This is a genomic window from Marinobacter fonticola (assembly GCF_008122265.1).
In the GTDB taxonomy this organism is placed as follows: domain Bacteria; phylum Pseudomonadota; class Gammaproteobacteria; order Pseudomonadales; family Oleiphilaceae; genus Marinobacter_A; species Marinobacter_A fonticola.
This window is the reverse complement of the sequence record NZ_CP043042.1, coordinates 2,319,194-2,335,951: the sequence shown is the minus strand read 5'-3', so window position 1 is coordinate 2,335,951 and position 16,758 is coordinate 2,319,194. Positions and strand designations below refer to the sequence as shown.

The 16,758-nt window shown below is 58.4% G+C and carries 16 protein-coding genes and 1 pseudogene; 9 read left to right on the top strand and 8 right to left on the bottom strand.

The window, feature by feature from the left end:
- Window position 1: 1 nt before the first annotated feature.
- The 8 genes and pseudogenes from FXO11_RS10360 to FXO11_RS10330 all read right to left on the bottom strand — a co-directional run bounded on the left by FXO11_RS10360 (window position 2) and on the right by FXO11_RS10330 (window position 8,249).
- Window positions 2-1,360, bottom strand: a complete 1,359-nt coding sequence (locus tag FXO11_RS10360) for a TRAP transporter large permease (RefSeq protein WP_148862899.1) — start codon at window positions 1,358-1,360, stop codon at window positions 2-4.
- Window positions 1,347-1,940, bottom strand: a complete 594-nt coding sequence (locus FXO11_RS10355; RefSeq protein WP_148862898.1) for a TRAP transporter small permease subunit — start codon at window positions 1,938-1,940, stop codon at window positions 1,347-1,349. The genes FXO11_RS10360 and FXO11_RS10355 overlap by 14 nt, the downstream gene beginning before the upstream one ends.
- 122 nt (window positions 1,941-2,062) lie before the next feature.
- The gene (locus tag FXO11_RS10350; RefSeq protein ID WP_148862897.1) at window positions 2,063-3,124 is read right to left on the bottom strand and encodes a TRAP transporter substrate-binding protein; all 1,062 of its coding nucleotides are present in this window, start codon (window positions 3,122-3,124) and stop codon (window positions 2,063-2,065) included.
- Window positions 3,125-3,373: 249 nt separating this feature from the next.
- Window positions 3,374-3,856: a helix-turn-helix domain-containing protein gene (locus tag FXO11_RS20340; protein ID WP_202980217.1), complete on the bottom strand. Its 483-nt coding sequence runs from the start codon at window positions 3,854-3,856 to the stop codon at window positions 3,374-3,376.
- A pseudogene (locus FXO11_RS20335) lies at window positions 3,857-4,489 on the bottom strand (sigma 54-interacting transcriptional regulator); the annotation flags it as partial.
- 290 nt (window positions 4,490-4,779) lie between these two features.
- Window positions 4,780-6,756, bottom strand: coding sequence for an acetoacetate--CoA ligase (locus FXO11_RS10340; RefSeq protein WP_148862896.1), 1,977 nt, complete (start codon window positions 6,754-6,756; stop codon window positions 4,780-4,782).
- 150 nt (window positions 6,757-6,906) lie between these two features.
- Window positions 6,907-7,581 carry a transglutaminase-like cysteine peptidase gene (locus tag FXO11_RS10335; RefSeq protein WP_148862895.1) on the bottom strand — a complete coding sequence of 225 codons (675 nt, stop codon included), beginning with the start codon at window positions 7,579-7,581 and terminating at the stop codon, window positions 6,907-6,909.
- A gap of 8 nt (window positions 7,582-7,589) precedes the next feature.
- The gene (locus FXO11_RS10330) at window positions 7,590-8,249 is read right to left on the bottom strand and encodes a type II secretion system protein N (RefSeq protein WP_148862894.1); all 660 of its coding nucleotides are present in this window, start codon (window positions 8,247-8,249) and stop codon (window positions 7,590-7,592) included.
- Window positions 8,250-8,609: 360 nt separating this feature from the next.
- Here FXO11_RS10330 and gspE point away from each other — a divergent pair, with 360 nt between their 5' ends.
- From gspE to gspM, 9 genes are all read left to right on the top strand, one after another.
- A complete protein-coding gene (gene gspE / locus FXO11_RS10325) occupies window positions 8,610-10,127 on the top strand; it encodes a type II secretion system ATPase GspE (RefSeq protein ID WP_168203156.1) in 1,518 nt (505 codons plus the stop codon).
- Window positions 10,128-10,130: 3 nt separating this feature from the next.
- A complete protein-coding gene (gspF, locus tag FXO11_RS10320) occupies window positions 10,131-11,345 on the top strand; it encodes a type II secretion system inner membrane protein GspF (RefSeq protein WP_148862893.1) in 1,215 nt (404 codons plus the stop codon).
- 165 nt (window positions 11,346-11,510) lie between these two features.
- On the top strand, window positions 11,511-11,951 hold the full coding sequence (gene gspG, locus FXO11_RS10315) for a type II secretion system major pseudopilin GspG (protein WP_406565648.1): 441 nt from the start codon (window positions 11,511-11,513) through the stop codon (window positions 11,949-11,951).
- A 99-nt stretch (window positions 11,952-12,050) separates the two neighbouring features.
- On the top strand, window positions 12,051-12,593 hold the full coding sequence (gene gspH / locus FXO11_RS10310; RefSeq protein WP_227545848.1) for a type II secretion system minor pseudopilin GspH: 543 nt from the start codon (window positions 12,051-12,053) through the stop codon (window positions 12,591-12,593).
- Complete coding sequence (gspI, locus tag FXO11_RS10305) at window positions 12,593-13,021, top strand: type II secretion system minor pseudopilin GspI (RefSeq protein WP_148862891.1); 429 nt, start codon at window positions 12,593-12,595, stop codon at window positions 13,019-13,021. Before gspH ends, gspI begins: the two co-directional genes overlap by 1 nt.
- Complete coding sequence (gspJ, locus tag FXO11_RS10300) at window positions 13,011-13,802, top strand: type II secretion system minor pseudopilin GspJ (RefSeq protein WP_227545847.1); 792 nt, start codon at window positions 13,011-13,013, stop codon at window positions 13,800-13,802. Before gspI ends, gspJ begins: the two co-directional genes overlap by 11 nt.
- On the top strand, window positions 13,799-14,827 hold the full coding sequence (gene gspK, locus FXO11_RS10295) for a type II secretion system minor pseudopilin GspK (RefSeq protein ID WP_148862890.1): 1,029 nt from the start codon (window positions 13,799-13,801) through the stop codon (window positions 14,825-14,827). The genes gspJ and gspK overlap by 4 nt, the downstream gene beginning before the upstream one ends.
- Window positions 14,828-14,857: 30 nt before the next feature.
- On the top strand, window positions 14,858-16,171 hold the full coding sequence (gene gspL / locus FXO11_RS10290; RefSeq protein ID WP_148862889.1) for a type II secretion system protein GspL: 1,314 nt from the start codon (window positions 14,858-14,860) through the stop codon (window positions 16,169-16,171).
- Window positions 16,168-16,692, top strand: a complete 525-nt coding sequence (gspM, locus tag FXO11_RS10285) for a type II secretion system protein GspM (RefSeq protein ID WP_148862888.1) — start codon at window positions 16,168-16,170, stop codon at window positions 16,690-16,692. Before gspL ends, gspM begins: the two co-directional genes overlap by 4 nt.
- Window positions 16,693-16,758 lie beyond the last annotated feature (66 nt).

The following is a 16,758-nucleotide window of genomic DNA, read 5'->3' as shown; positions in this document are numbered from 1 at the left end:
CCTATCGTCCGCTGTAGGCCTGTTCGGGTAGCCAGGTCACCAGGTTGGGCCAGATGAAGATAATGGCGAGCACGGTGACTTGCAGTGCAATAAACGGCAGCACGCCACGGTAAAGCGTCTTCACGCCAATAGACGGTGGCGCCACACCCTTGCAGTAGAACAGGGCAAAGCCAACGGGCGGGGTCAGGAAGGAGGTTTGCAGACACACCGCAAACAGTACGGTGAACCAGACCAGGTCGTAGCCCATGCTGACGATTACCGGGGCAACCAGCGGCAGGATAATCAAGCTGATTTCGATCCAGTCGAGCACGAACCCCAGCAGGAAAGTTAGCAGCAGGATGCAGATCACGACGCCAGCAGGACCGAACGGCAGGCCCGCCAGGGCTTCTTCGATCATCGCGTCGCCACCCAGGCCGCGCAGAACCAGGGAAAACGCGGTGGCGCCGATAATCAGGGCAAAGATAAACGCGGTGGTCTGGCTGGTTTCCCTGCAGACTTCGCGCAGCACGGTTATGTTCAGGCGTTTATTGGCCAGGGCAAGCAGTGTGGCACCGAATGCGCCCACGCCGGAGGCCTCGGTAGGCGTTGCTATTCCGGCGAAGATGCTGCCCAGCACCGCGAGGATCAGCAGCGCCGGCGGCACGATGGATTTCAGCGCGTCGAAGACGATGCCAAAGGTGACGTGCTCGGCATCGTCGCCGGCCGGAGCCACGTCCGGATGGAGCCAGCCACGGAAGACGATGTAGAGGACGAACACCACACCCAGGATCGCACTGGGGAAAACCGCACCCATAAACAGGTCGCCGACGGACATCGCCAGCTGGTCGGCCATCATAACCAGCATGATCGACGGCGGCATGAGGATCCCCAGGGTTCCTACCGCACAGACGGTGCCTACGGCCAGTTCCGGCTGGTATTGACGCTTGAGCATGACGGGTACAGCCAGCAGCGTCAGTAGTGCGACAGAGGCGCCGACGATCCCGGTGGAAGCGGCCAGTAAAAGGCCGATGATAACCACGGCTATAGCCGTACCGCCGTTCAGGCGACCGAACAGGCGCGAGACGTTGAGCATCAGTTTCTCGGCCATGCCGGAGCGATCCAGCATTTGACCCATAAAGACGAACATGGGGATGGCCACCAGCACCCAGCTACTCATGGTGCCCCAGATGCGCTCGATAGACAGGGAGAAGTAACTCCAGTCGATCGCGATAAAGGTATCCAGGTATATGTCAGAGAGCATTGCCAAGCCGGTAAAGGCCACGGCAACGCCGCCCAGAACCCAGGCGATAGGGAAGCCGGTGAAGATGAGCAGAATAAATACGACGAACATGCCGATGGCGAGAATTTCAGCGATTTCCATGTTTCACCTCCGCGCCGAACAGAAACGCCAGCAGTCGAGTCAGGCGTGAAAAGGCTGCAACGATCAGCAATCCGAGCCCGAGTGGCAGGGCGCTTTTGACGATCCAGCGCTCGCTCAGCCCGCCAGGGGCGCTGGAGGACTCGTTCATGCTCCAGGAATCGATCACATAGGGCACGGCGAAATACAGCAGCAGGGCAATGAACGGCCCGAGAATAAGCGTTAGACCGATCAGCTCAATCCAGGCCTGAGCGCGATAGCTGATACGTTCGCGAATCAGGTCGACACGCACATGGCTGTCCTGAAGTAGCGCATAGGACAGCGCGAAGAGGAACCCGGCGGAATAGATATGCCATTGCAGTTCTTCAAGCTCGATGAAGCCTTGAGCAAAGGCGTACCGGCTCACCACATTGACGATGATGATCATCATCAGAATCGGCCAAAGCCAGGCGCTCAGCCTGCCGATCCCCAGGATCAGGCCATCGAAGACGCGAGAAATCGGGGTGTGGGGCAGGTAGTCGCCCGTCAGCCCGGGCGGCGCCGGCTCAAGTTCGAGTCGGTCCGTATCGGTGGAAACGCTCATGCTTATCTCCGGAAATACAGGCAGACGGCTGACCCCGGGGGATCAGCAATCAATTGCGCGAGAGCCGGGCCTCGCCCTTGCGGGACGTTTACCCGGGCTCGCGCGGTACAGGTTATTGCGGATTAGAAGTCGCGGGGCAGATAGCCCAGATCCTGCCAGCGCTGGTACTGATCCTGGAAAGCCTTCTGGCTCTTCAGAACGCGGGCGAAGTCTTCGTCCTTATCGGCTTCGCTTTGAAGTACCTTGTTGGTGACTTCTTCAAGTTCCCGGAGAACGGGCTCAGGCAGCTTACGCGTTTCTGCGCCCTTGGATTCGAGGAATTCGATTGCTTCACCCTGGAAGGCTTCACTGCGGGCCAGGTTGCGGGTAACGCCGGCCTGGCAGGCGAGGTCGATGAGCTTCTTGTCGGCGGCGCTGATAGCATCCCACTTGTCTTTGTTGACGATCAGGTGGAAGGCCGCGAACGGCTGGTGCCATCCCGGGAAGTAGTTGTATTTGGCAACTTCATAGAAGCCAAGCTTTTTATCGACGGTAGGTAGGGAGAATTCGGAGGCGTCGATGGCGCCTTTCTCCAGCGCCTGGAAAATCTCTCCGCCAGGAAGAACCGTCACCGAGGCGCCCAGTTCTTGGAGGATGCGCCCGCCGATACCGGCGTAGCGAATTTTCAGGCCGTCGATATCTTCGAGGCTATTGATTTCTTTATTAAACCAGCCACCTGTTTCGGGGCCGGTCAAGCCGCAAAGCACGGGATGGACATTGTTCTTGTGGTAGATGGTTTCAGCCAGTTGCTGGCCTTCGCCATCATACCACCATGCCATGTATTCCCAAGGCTCCATACCGAAAGGGACGGCTGAGAACAGAACGGAAGAAGGAATCTTGCCCTGGTCGTAACCGATCCAGGTGAAGCCCGCTTCAAGCTTTCCGGTACGGACCGCATCGGTAATGTTCAGGGTAGGTACGATTTTATTAGGCTCGAAGTGCTTGATGATAATGCGATTGTCAGTCACCTCATTCAAGTCTTCGACCACGCCGGGAATGATGTCGCCCAGCGCAGGGAGATTGCTGCCGTAGGCGGCCTGCATTTTCCAGCGAACCTTTTCCTGGGCCATTGCCGGGGCTGATGCCACTGCTGCAGCCAGGCTACAGGCAGACATGAAGGCGAGGGTTTTGCTCGTCTTTGTCATTATCTAATTCCTCTATTGTTTTTGTGCGCAGGGATCAAATCTGCACTCGGTATAAGTACAAACCCTGTGCCAACTAAGGAATGTTGTTTTAAAACAATGGTTTAATGTTATTTTGGTGTGCGTCTTGAAAAGCCGTGTCCGGAAGGACGGACACTTTTCAGGAGAAGGCAGGCTAATAGGGCGTGGAAAGCATCGTTGAGCGGTGTCAGGAAAAACATACACTGTCCATAAACATGGACAGTGATAGTGTCACAGGCCGTATCGTGTCATTTTTTCGTACAGACTGGCGCGTGAAATACCCAGTGCGCGGGCAGCCTGGGTGCGGTTGTTGTTCGTGGCCTCCAGCGCCTTTTGAATGCCGTCGCGTTCGGCGCGCGCAATGATGTCCTGTAAAGGTTCCACCGCGCTGTCTTTTCGATTTTCGTTCATGCGCTCTGTAGAGGGCAGGAAGTCGTCTGCCTGTAACATCGACCCCTGGGCAAAAATAAACGTTCGCTCCAACGTATTCTGCAGCTCCCTCACGTTGCCGGGCCAGTCGTAATCCCGCAGATAACCCAGAGCGCTATCGGTCAGCCATTTCCGTGACATGCCCAGGCCTTGAGCAATACGCTCGATCATCATGTTCGCCAACAATTCGATGTCGTCAGCCCGGTCCCGCAGAGGGGGCACCACAATCGGCAATACGTTCAGCCGGTAGTACAGATCGGCGCGGAATTCACCGGCGTCGACCATCGCTTTAAGGTCTCAGCTGGTGGCGGCGATGATACGCACATTCACCCGTATCACGTCGTTGGAGCCCAGGGGCTCGAACTCCTGCTCCTGCAAAACCCGCAGCAGCTTGCTTTGGAGACTTTGCGGCAGGTCGCCGACTTCGTCGAGGAAGAGCGTGCCCTTGTCGGCAAGCTGGATTTTACCTTTACGACCTTTACGATCGGCGCCGGTATAGGCACCCGGAGCAACGCCGAAGAATTCCGCCTCCATCAGGTTGTCCGGTACCGCCGCCATATTGATGCCTACGAACGGTCGGTCGGTTCGCACCGAAGCGTGATGAATGGCGTGGGCCAGGACTTCCTTGCCCGTACCGGTTTCACCCAGCAGCATGACGGTCGTATCGAGTTCCGAAGCACGCCGTGCTCGTTGCAGTAGTTGCTCCACCGACTCACTCTGGCCGATGAAATCCGCAAACGTATACTTGGTGTCGCGCATGCTGGCGAGCTGTTTTTCGGCGGTGCTAGGCATCCCCCGTAGCCGGCCGTACTTTTCGACAAAGGCCTTTAGGTAATCCATGTCTTTGTAGAAGACAAAGCCGATACCGCCGATAACCTTGTCTTCCTGGTCGCGAATCGGTATTCGGGTAACGACCATCCAGGTGTCGCGAACCCGCAGCAGATCGAGTAGGAGCGGCTGGCCGCTGCTGACGACTTGGCGCATCATGCTGTTGGGGATCAGTTCCTCCACCGGCATACCTTTGACAGCCAGCTTTGGATCGACCCCCAGTACGTTGCGGTATTTATCGCTTAACCACAGAATATGGGCGTGATCGTCGACGATCAGGCTGCCTTCGCATATATGGTCGAGCAGCGTCAGCAGCGGGCTCTCGGAAAGATCGCTCAGGTCTTTCAGGGTAAAACCGGTGGTTCGGGTCATTAATGTCTCTACTGCTGGAGTTCCGGTATGTGCGCGAAGTGTTCCAGTGCTTCCGGATTAGCCAGAGCGTCCTTGTTCTTCACCGGCTCACCGTGCACCACATTGCGCACCGCCAGTTCGACTATCTTGCCGCTGAGCGTGCGGGGAATATCCGGCACCTGGACAATCCGGGCCGGCACATGGCGCGGTGTGGTATTGCTGCGGATAGTTTGGCGGATGGTCTGGACCAACTCGTCGTTGAGCTTCAGACCCTCGCGCAGCCGCACAAAGAGTACCACACGCACGTCGTCTTCCCACTGTTGGCCGATGGCCAGGGCTTCCAGCACGGCCTCGACTTTTTCCACCTGCCGGTAAATCTCTGCCGTGCCGATGCGCACCCCGCCGGGATTGAGCGTCGCATCGGAGCGACCGTGGATCAGCACCCCCCGTTGCTCGGGTGTGGTCTGCGTTTCTGGGTGCACACTCAATTCGCCGTAATCGCCGTGAGCCCAAACACCCGGAAAGCGGCTGAAGTAGGCCTCGTAAAAGCGCGCGTTGTCGTTGTCCTTCCAGAAGCCTACCGGCATCGACGGAAAGGCGTTGCGGCAAATCAGTTCGCCTTTTCCTGCGGTAAGCGGTTGGCCGTCGTCGTCGACGAATGCCACATCCATGGCTAGCCCGACGCACTGTAGTTCGCCCTGGTAAACCGGCAGGTTGGGGTTGCCCAGCGCGAAACAGGCCACGATATCGGTGCCGCCGGAAATGCTGGATACACGCACGTCTACCTTAACGTCGCGATAAAGGTAATCGAAGCTTTCGTGAGACAGTGGGCTGCCCGTGGACAGCAGGGCATCGAGATGCTCCAGGTTATGGCTCTCGCCGGGCTTGAGCCCGGCCTTTTCACAGGCGGCGTAATACTTGGCGCTGGCACCGAATACCCGGATCTGCTCCTTCTCGGCGATATCCCATAGCACCGACGGTTCAGGCGAAAAGGGGGAGCCGTCGAACAACACCAGCGTAGCACCCAGGCCGATACCACTGACCAGCCAGTTCCACATCATCCAGCCGCAGGTGGTGTAGTAGAACATGCGATCGCCGGCGCGCAGGTCCGTGTGTAAGGCCAGCTCCTTGATATGCTGAAGCAGAGTGCCGCCGGCACCGTGAACGATGCACTTGGGCTCGCCGGTTGTACCCGACGAGTACAGGATATACAGCGGTGAGTTGAAGGGGAGGCGCGGGTAATGGGTCTCCGGCGCTGTCTTGAGCATCTCGTCCCAGCCAGTGCCGGTAACATCGGACGGCCAGGGACATTGCTCCGAATTGTCAATCCGGATCAGGCGGTTGAGGGTTGGCAATGCCTCGACGATATCGGCTACGCGCTGGCGAGTATCGATCACTTTGCCGTTGTAGCTGTAGCCGTTGATGGCGATCAACACTTTGGGCTCAATTTGGCCGAACCGGTCAATGACTCCATTGAGGCCAAAATCCGGCGAGCAAGAGGACCATATAGCGCCTAACTGGCTCGCCGCGAGCATACCGACGACGGCTTCGATACCGTTGGGCACAAACCCCGCGACCCGATCGCCTGCCTCCACGCCCTGGGCCTTCAAGTAGCCCGCAAGGGCCTGCGACTTATGACGTAGGTCGGCGAACGTAACGATACGGCGACGGCCGTCTTCCCGGTGTTCGACGATGGCTACGGCATCCGGGTTCCCCCGGGCCAGCAGGTTTTCGGCAAAGTTAAGACGCGTCTGCGGGAAAAAGCGTTGGCCTACCACGTCGGCCCCGCTTTCTATATCAGGGCCGCGCCAATCGGCCAGCACGCCGTACTCTTCGGCCAATTCCCGCCAGAAGGTCGGTGTATTTGCCAAACTCCAGGCGTGGAGCCCTTCGTAGCCTGGCCCCATGTCCGGATAATGCCGACGCAGGTGCTGCTCGAACTGGGACAGGCGTGTCTGGGCGATACGATCCGGGTTCGGTTGCCAGAGTGGCGGCGTAGTGGTCATCGGGTCCTCTCAGGTGATTGCTGGCAGATGCGTTGTCAGCCGCTTGTCGCTGATCTACTCAATGAGCTTGGAGCTAAAGTCGCCCATCATCAATGTTCACGCTAACGTTAACGTAAAGCTAATATGAGGAAAGAAACGCTGTCAACGGCTTTAACGCAGCGCGTCGATTAGCCGGTCATTCAGGTCTGTCCACCGTTCGAGCCTGTCCGCATTGCCGATCCGTTGATCGCTGTCGCCGAGCCGCTGCAACCAAAGGCCTTCGCCGTTAAAGCTGTACACCGGTTCCAGATCATCGCGGCTGGAGGCGGGGCGGATGTCGTTAATCAGGTTGTCCAGCACCAACGGGTCGGCGTTAGGGGTCGGATACCACGCCAGAATCATGTGGGCCTGGTTAAGTTCGATGGCTTTGACGTAAGTGATTCGAAGCTGTTCGTCCGGCACGCCGAGGGCTCTGAGCGTCAAGTACTTGGCAATAGAGAAGTCTTCGCAATCGGCGCCGTTGGTGGCCAGCATTTCCACCGGCGTCGCCCAGTAGTCTTCGTCACCCCAGTGCTCGATGTCGTTGATAAACCGCACTTGGTTGAAAAACGAGTTCACCAAGCGGAGCTGACGCTCTACCGGCGCCCGGCTGGCGAGCTGGTGCAGCTCCTCCCAGCGCTCCAGGCGGGCGCGGGCGTCTTCACCGTATTCCTGTGCGATGTATTCAAGCAAACGCGAACTCAGCTCGATGCCAATGACGGCGGTCGCCGTCATCAACAGGGCCAGGCCTACCACTTTCAAGCCTTGCCTGCCCCGTAAACCCTGCCTCATACGCGTCGGGGTCATTCTCGTCCTCAGTTGCTGTTTTGCCGCAAGCGCTCCCTAAGGTCTTCAAGCCGGCGCCGGATTTCTTCGCGCCGATCTCCCGACACTGCAGACGCAGAGGGCGAGGGGCGCGCCGCACGGCTGCTGGCTGGTGGTGGCGCCGGCTGGCCAGCGTCGGGTTCGGGACTCCCGCCGGTCACGTCGATGCCGCCGCGGTCAGAGAGTTCTGGAAAATAGAGATTTTCCAGCTTGCCACTGCGCTCGATAATCACGCGGTTGGCGTACACCGAGCGCAACTTGGCATCGCCGGGCAATTCGTCACCGATGGCGTAGGCTTCGGTCCTGCTATCGGAGCCTTCTATCAGTGCGCTTGCAAGGGAGTTTTCATCGCCGGCCATAACGCCGCGCAGAAACAGGCGCAGGTTGGTTTCAGGCAGGTTTTCGGTAGATTGAGGCGCTGCCTGAGCCTGGGCACCCGGCGCACCGAAAAGATCGATTTCCGGCAGATTGACCGTGGCCCGTTGCTGACTCGCCGCTGGCTGCTGGGCCTCGGTGCGTACGGCTCGCTGAGCCTCGCGCGATTGCTCGGCCTGGTAGAATTGCCAGCCCTGCCAACCCAGCGACGCCAGCATGGCAAGCACCAGCGCCAGGGCTGCAATCATGGGAAGTCTGGAATCAATGCCTTTCATCAGCTGGGTTGATCTCCTAACTCGTCTGTGTCGGGTGCATCCCTGAAAGGACGTGTTGCGTTACCCTCTCTGACCCTTGATCGACTACTTTCGTTCGGTTGCGCGTATAATTGACCGCTTTGGCGCATCGCACTTTAGCAGTTTAGACAAAGCGTGGTAATTACTCTCACGATCCCCGGCGAAGGGATGGCGATTTATAACAGTGTGCCACCTGCCGATTAAGGCAAAAGTTGCTTAAAAATAAACGATTAGGTGCATCATGCGCTTGACGGAGATCCCAATTTTCCCGATAACTCGACAAAGGCACCAAACACCCTACTGACGTATGGTAGCCTTTGCCTTCGTTAATGACAGGAACAGATGAGGACCAGCGTGGAAACCGACCTCAACATGCAGGCGCAGGATGCCCCGGTAGGCCGTTTGCCGTTTACCTTTGCCAAGCGGCACGGCGTTATCCTGACTCGTGCAGAGAGTGGCGAAATCAAGGTTTTGGTTCGCCCCGGGGCATCGCCAACGGCGCTGGCAGAAGCTAACCGGATAAGCGGCGGTCGCGCCAAATTCGAGCCGATCGCACCCGAGGATTTCGACGAGGCGCTCAACGCCGCCTACCAGAACGATTCTGCCGAAGCCATGCAGATGGTTGAAGGCATCGGCGAGGATATGGATCTGGCCAGTCTGGCTGATTCCGTACCGGAAACCGAAGACCTGCTGGAGCAGGAAGATGACGCGCCGATTATTCGTCTGATCAACGCCATCCTCACCGAAGCGGTCAACACCAATGCGTCGGATGTCCACATCGAAACCTACGAGAAACGGCTTGTCGTGCGCTTCCGAGTGGACGGCATACTGCGTGAAGTCGTGCAGCCCAAGCGGGCGCTGGCGCCGTTGCTGGTCTCTCGTATCAAGGTTATGTCCCGGCTGGATATCGCCGAAAAGCGGGTGCCGCAGGATGGCCGGATCTCCCTGCGTGTGGCCGGTCGCGAGGTTGATTTGCGGGTATCCACCATGCCTTCGTCCAATGGCGAACGTATCGTGTTGCGTCTGCTCGACAAGCAGGCAGGGCGTCTGAGTCTCGGCTCCATCGGTATGGCCGAGCGTGATTTCAAGATTCTTCACCAACTGATCCACCGGCCGTATGGCATTCTTTTGGTCACGGGGCCGACCGGTTCGGGTAAGTCCACCACGCTTTATGGCGCGCTGCAGGAGATTAACGACCGCAGCCGCAACATCCTCACCGTTGAAGATCCGATCGAATACAATCTCTCCGGCATTGGTCAGACCCAGGTCAACCCGAAGGTCGATATGACGTTTGCCCGCGGCTTGCGTGCGATTCTGCGTCAGGACCCGGATGTGGTTATGATCGGTGAGATCCGGGATCTGGAAACGGCCGAAATCGCCGTGCAGGCCAGTTTGACCGGTCACTTGGTGCTCTCGACGCTACACACCAATACCGCGGTCGGCGCGATTGCCCGTTTGATGGATATGGGCATCGAACCCTTCCTGATTTCCTCGAGTCTGGTGGGCATTGTGGCGCAGCGTCTGGTGCGGGTACTGTGCTCGCACTGCAAGGAAGCCTATACCCCTTCGGAAGAGCACTGCGAATTCCTGCAACTCGACCCCAACGACCCGCCGCAGATCTATCGGGCCACAGGTTGCAACGAGTGCAACCAGCTCGGCTATCGTGGACGAATGGGGATTTACGAAGTGGTCAAGATCAATGAAAGCCTGAGCCAGTTGATCCACAAACAGGCCGGTGAACTGGAACTTGAACACGAAGCCCGTCGGCATGGCCCCAGTATCCATACCGATGGTGTGGCCAAAGTACTCAACGGCTCCACCACGGTGGAAGAAGTTCTTCGTGTGACTCACCGGGGTTAAGGCATGCCCGCATACAATTACAAAGCGCTGGACCCCCGGGGAAAGCAGAAACACGGCGTGCTGGAGGCGGACAGTCCGCGAGCGGTCAGGCAACAGCTGCGGGAGCGGCGGCTGACGCCGTTATCCGTCGAAACCGCCCGGGAAAAGGAAGCCCGTTCCAACCCATTGAGCCGGCGAGGTGGGGGGCTGAGCGTCTCCGATCTAGCGCTGGTGACGCGTCAGATTGCGACCCTCATCCAGTCCGGCATCCCGGTGGAACAGGCGCTGGGCGCCGCAGCCCAGCAGTCTGAAAAGCCCCGGATCAAGAGCATGATGATCGCCATCCGATCCAAGGTGATGGAAGGTTATTCCCTGGCTGATAGCCTGAGTGAGTTTCCTCGGGCCTTTCCGAGGCTTTATCGCTCAACCGTGGCGGCTGGCGAACACGCCGGGCACCTGGATCTCGTGCTCAACCGCTTGGCGGACTACACCGAAGCGCGCCAGGAAGCCCGGCAGAAAATCCAGCTCGCCGCGATCTATCCCATTATTCTCACGGTCGTCGCCGTAGCGATTGTCGTATTCCTGTTGACTTATGTGGTGCCGGATATCATCGAGGTCTTCGTCAAGCAGGGGCAAACCTTGCCCGCATTGACTCGCGGCATGCTGGCGGTGTCCGATTTCCTTGCAGACTACGGCATCTATCTCGCCGCGCTTATCGCCGCCGCTGCCATCGTTTTTCGCATGTCCTTGCGCAAGGAATCGAACCGGTTGCGTTTTCACCGGTCTCTTCTGCACATGCCGGGGCTCGCCAGCATGTCGCGTGGTGTGAACACCGCGCGGTACGCCAGTACACTATCCATCCTCACCACCAGCGGCGTGCCTTTGGTCGAAGCGATGCGCATTGCGGGGGAGGTGCTATCCAACGATTACCTGCGGATGCGCTTAAAAGGAGCGGCCCAGGCGGTCAGCGAGGGTAGCAGTCTGCACAAATCGCTGGATAACACGGGATATTTCCCGCCGATGATGCTTCACATGATCGCCAGTGGCGAAACCAGCGGCGAGTTGGATCACATGTTGGAGCGCACGGCCAACATGCAGGAGAATACCCTCCAGGCCAAGATCCAGACCCTTGTCGGCCTATTCGAGCCGCTGATGCTTCTGGTTATGGGCGGGGTGGTGTTGATTATCGTGCTGGCCATCATGCTGCCGATTCTGAATATGAGCAACTTGGTCGGCTGAGTGGCTTTGCGGATGAAGTAGCTTTGCGGATAAAAAGTCCTTTGAAAGGGCAGACTCATGAAATAGAAGGCGCTTGAAATAGACAGTGCTAAAAGGTGTCTGAAAAGGCGAATGCCCGGCAGGGAATGCCAACATTAAACTGACGATCGAAAGAGACGGATGACAATGAAGCATATGCATAAAAGTGGCGGTTTCACCCTGATCGAGATCATGGTGGTCATGGTAATTCTCGGTCTACTGGTTGCTATTGTAGCGCCCAATATTTTGGGTCGCAGCGATCAGGCCAGGGTGACCGTGGCGCAGACCCAGATGAGCAACATTGCCAACGCCCTCGACCTCTACCGCCTGGACAACGGGCATTACCCGTCCACCCAGCAAGGACTACAGGCCCTGGTGACCAAGCCCAGCGGCAGTCCCGAGCCGCGCAACTGGAACCCCGACGGCTACCTGAAATCGGTGCCGCAAGATCCCTGGGACAATGATTACCAGTACATCAGCCCGGGTGTGAACGGTCCCTACGACCTATACTCCTACGGCTCGGATGGCCGGGAAGGCGGTGACGGCGATGCTGCGGATATCAGCGTGTCGGACAACCCGAACCAATAAGCGGTGTGCACTGTTCAGAAGGGTTGCAGCACATTTAGTCGGTTTGCGACATCCAGGTAGCAGGTTTTACGACATCCAGGCGAGTTTCACGGCATCCAGATGACTCTCACGATTATGCGCCGTTCGCGCGGGTTCACACTGATCGAAATCATGGTCGTCATGGTCGTGGTCGGCCTGCTTGCCGTCATCGCGGTGGTGAATATGGGCGGCGGCGCTCAGCAGCGGGAGCTGGAAAACGCTGCCCGTGAAATGTTCCTGCTGATGCAGACCGCGTCCGAGCAGGCCGTGCTGAATAACCAGGAAATGGGACTGGTTGTCGATGACGAATCCTATCGGTTCGTGGCCTATAACGGCCTTGAACAGATATGGGAGCCCCAGGGGGAGCGCCTGTTTGCCAAGCGCCAAGTGCCCGAGTGGATGGCCTTGACCTATCAAACGGAAGACGACCTGCCGACATTGCCCGGGGGCGGCGAAGACGACGACGCGCCCCAGCCCGACCTGGTTTTTTTCTCTTCCGGTGAAATGACACCCTTCGAAATGCAAATGACCGCCGGCGACAATAACGATCTCGTCTACCGTATTGAATCCGACGGATTGAACGGGCTCCAATGGCATACGCCGGCGGATGAGGACGCGTTCTGATGTGGGATATCCGGCAAACCAGCCCTGTTTCCCGGAGCGCAAAAGGTCCCCGTGTTCAACGCTTTCGCGCTCAAGGATTTACGCTGATAGAAGTGCTGGTTGCGGTATTGGTCTTCGGCGTCATTGCGACCGCCGCCTCGGAAGTCGCCAGCAATTATATCGGTACCTACGAGCGTATCCGCGATCGTACGTTGGCCACGTGGATTGCCGAGAACGAAATCACCGAGATGCGATTGCTGGAAAACCTGCCTGAAATTTCTGAAGAAACCGACGAGATGGACTACGCCAACCGCAGATGGCAACTGGAAACCGTGGTCAGCGCGACGGAGGACCCCAGGATCCGCCGGGTGGATGTCAGCGTGGCGGTCATCGTTAACGACGAAGCACGGTCGCTGGCGCAGATGACGGGGTTTCTCGGTGATTATTAGGACCGCCAAGTACACGCGGGCCTCCCGCCAAAGCGGCTTCACGCTGCTGGAGGTCATGATTGCGGTCGGCATTACCGCGTTGGTTGGCGTTGGGGTTTGGCAGATGATTAACGGCGTCATTCGTACCCGGGATCGCGTCGACGCAGTGGCCAATGACTTTGCCCAACTGCAGCGGGCCATGGTCATTATAGAGCGCGATCTCAATCAGGTCGTCAACCGGCCAATACGCGACCTGTACGGCGATCCGCGCTACGCCATGTCCAGCCGCGAGGAGGGCGTTGCCATTTCGCTGACCCGTCAGGGCTGGCGCAATCCCTTGGGCAACCGGCGCAGCGATCTTCAACGGGCCACTTACGAGTTCACCGGAGATAAACTGCACCGCCGCTATTGGGGGATGCTCGATCTAGCCCAGGACGCCGAGGGCCGCGATCAGTTGCTACTGGGTCACGTCACCGATTTTCAAGTCCGTTTCATGGATGAAAATAATAACTGGCAGGACGAGTGGCCCACTGCCGAAGGCGCACAGCAAACGTCCAACTCCGCCGCTGCCTTGGCCGCAGTGCCGTTGCCTAAAGGGGTTGAGGTGGTCATCGAGCATGAGCAATTCGGTGAACTGCGGCGCCTGTTTGCGCTCCCCGATTTCGATCCGCAAGCGGCCCAAGGCTTCGTTTCCCAGCAGGGTGAGGACGGCGAGGCGGAGGATGACGACCCCTCCGACGACCAGGATAACCAGGATCAGCAGAACCAGGACGCCGGCTCCGGATTGGAGACAACGCAATGAGGCGCCCGATTCGCTATCCGCAGTCCGCGCAGCAAGGCGTGGCCCTGATCATGGTCCTCATGGGTATGGCTCTGGTGGTGACGATGGTGGCGGGGATGATGCAGCTCCAGTCGCTGCGCATCTATAAAGCAACTCATTACCTGTCGCAAAGTCAGGGCAAGGCCATTGCGTTCGGGGCCGAGGCCTTTGCGCAACAAATTCTGCGGCGGGATTTCGACGAAGACCAGGAAGATAACGCGTTTGTCGATAGTCCCGGCGAAGTCTGGGCTCGATACTCAGCGCTGATCCCCTACGAGGAAACCGGCGTTGTGGAAGTACAGATCAACGACCTGAGCGGGAAGCTCAATCTCAATAACCTGCTGGATGCATCCGGGGCGGTGAATGAAATCACCCGTAACCGCCTCCAGCGCTTGCTGTTGGCACTGGATATAACGACGGTTCGTGTCGAGGCATTGATTGACTGGGTCGACGCCAACGACCAAACGGTGTCCGCGTACGGTGCGGAGGACGGGGAGTATCTGGGGCTCAGCCCGCCTTATCGTGCAGCGAACCAGCCATTTACCAGCGTTTCCGAACTGCGCCTGATCAATGGAATAACCGAGGAGGCGTACCAGAAACTGGCGCCGTTTGTGGCCGCCTTGCCCGTATCCGGCACGGCCATCAATGTTAATATGGCGCCGGCGGTGGTGCTCCAGTCTCTGCATGACAACCTGACAGCGCAGCAGATGGAGCCCATAATTGAACAGCGGCAAAAGGAAGAAGAGCATTTCAAGACGGTCCAGGATTTCCTGGCCCATCCCGTATTTGCCGGATTGGGGCTCGATGGTACCGGATTAGCGGTACGCAGCGATTTTTTCGATATCGCCTCACGGATCACGTTCGATGACCGGGTGTACCGCCTGATGACAACCCTTTATCGCAATCCGCAGGGCGATATGTTTACCTTGCGCCGAGACGAAAGCCAGACAAACCTGATTACCAAGGAGCGCTTCACGCTCTCTGGAGACGGTCAGCCTTCAGGATGACCGCGGCAGAACAACAAGGAATCCTGATTCATGTCGTATCGACTCTACATGCAGCCGGTCCCGCCCTTCGGCGCACTGCACGGCGATATCGAGGCCCAGCTCTTCAACTGGACCCTGGTGGATGCCAGTGGCGTATTTCAGGCCAGCGGACAAGGCGATGACCGGGAGGCTATCGAACAAACCCTGGCTCAGAACGACCTTGACCATGTGCGCTTGATTGGCCTGGTACCGGGGGATGAAGCGTTGTTCTGTTTTGCCGAGATTCCCGCCAAACAGGCGCGCTACGTCCGCCAGGCGCTGCCGTTCGCTGTCGAGGAACAGATTGCCCAGGACATCGATTCGGTACACTTGGCGCTGGGGGAACGATCAGACCAGGGGTTCCGGGTCGCCGCTATCGACCGCCAGCGCATGGCTATTTGGCATGAGTTGTTCGATGCCGTGCAGGGGGCGGATCTGGATTCGATGTATCCCGACGCCGCTCTGTTACCCGCCAACGATAGCCGCTGGTGTATCTGCTTAGCGGGCGAAGACACCTTGGTCGCGGGTTCGCGGGGCGAGTGGTTCCGTATGGATACCGCCAACTTGGGGATTTTTTCGTACACTCTAGCCTCGCCGGGCGAAAACGAGGTGGTGGCGGAGATTCCTATCGCTCTTTACGGCAGCGAGGCCGACCTCGAAGCCCAGGCCCATGTTGTCGCCGAGCTTGAAAAACAGGAGCGATTGCGGATCGCCAAGGAATCCTTGCAGATGGCGCCGCTCGAGTTGTTGGCCCACGCCCACCATAATCTACTGTGTTCACCGATCAATCTATGCCAGGGCCAGTTCGAGGCGGTGGACCGCACCGGCGGTCTTTGGCGCCTCTGGCGCCCGGCGGCGGTGATCGCCGGGCTTTGGTTCGTTTTACAGGTCGGTGTCGAAGCGGGGCTTGGCTACTACCATTTGCAGGAATCGCGACAGCTGGAACAACAAGCCATGTCGATCTACCGGGATGTATTCCCCAGCGACCGGCAAGCAACGCCTCAAAATGTTCGACGCGTACTCGAAGGCCAGCTGCGTTTGGCCCGCCAACAGGGGCCCCAGGCGGATTTCCTGTCGCTCCTGTCCCAGGCCGGCGCCGAATACTCAAGACTGGGTGGAGGGCAGAACGTGCAATTTAGCTCGGTCAACTACAGCCGTCAGCGGGGTGAACTGGTGGTTGAACTCAGGGCCGACAGCTACGATCGGCTCAGCGCATTGCGTAGCGCTATCGGTGAGCGCGGTCTGGACGCCCGCATCGGGTCGGTGGTGAATGACGCCAGCGGGGCCCGCGCCCGGCTGACCGTCAGTGGGGGAGCGGACTCATGATGCAGTCGTTGCGAAAGAACCCCTCGGTTCAGAAATTGATCACCCAGTACGATCATTTACCCCGTCGCGACCAGATCGCGCTCCAGGTCATGGCGGCGGCCATTGTCCTGTTCTTGCTTTACTTCGTCGTATGGCGTCCGGCTGCCGGTTTTAATGCCGATGCTCTGGATGAGCGCCAGTCCGCCGCAGACCTACTGGCGTGGATGCAACAGAACCAAGGCGAGATTCGCAATTTGGCGGCGTCGAGCGATAACGCCGGGGTTGCTTCGCAGATTACGAATACCCGGTCGCTGATGGCGACGGTGACCAGTAGCGCCAATGAGGCTGGCTTATCGCTCCAGCGGTTTGAGCCCAGTGGTGAAAGTGGCATGCGGATCTGGATCGAGGATGCGGCTTTTAACCAAGTGGCCCGCTGGCTGGAAAACCTGACCCAGCAGTACGGCATCGCGGTCGATCAGGCCTCGATCGACAGAGAGGACGATCCCGGCATCGTTAGCGTCAGATTGTCCCTGGAGATTTGATTAATCGATTGGTCGTTCATTAATAGATCGCTGCCGGAGGGTACGCTTTTCCGGCGATACGAGTCT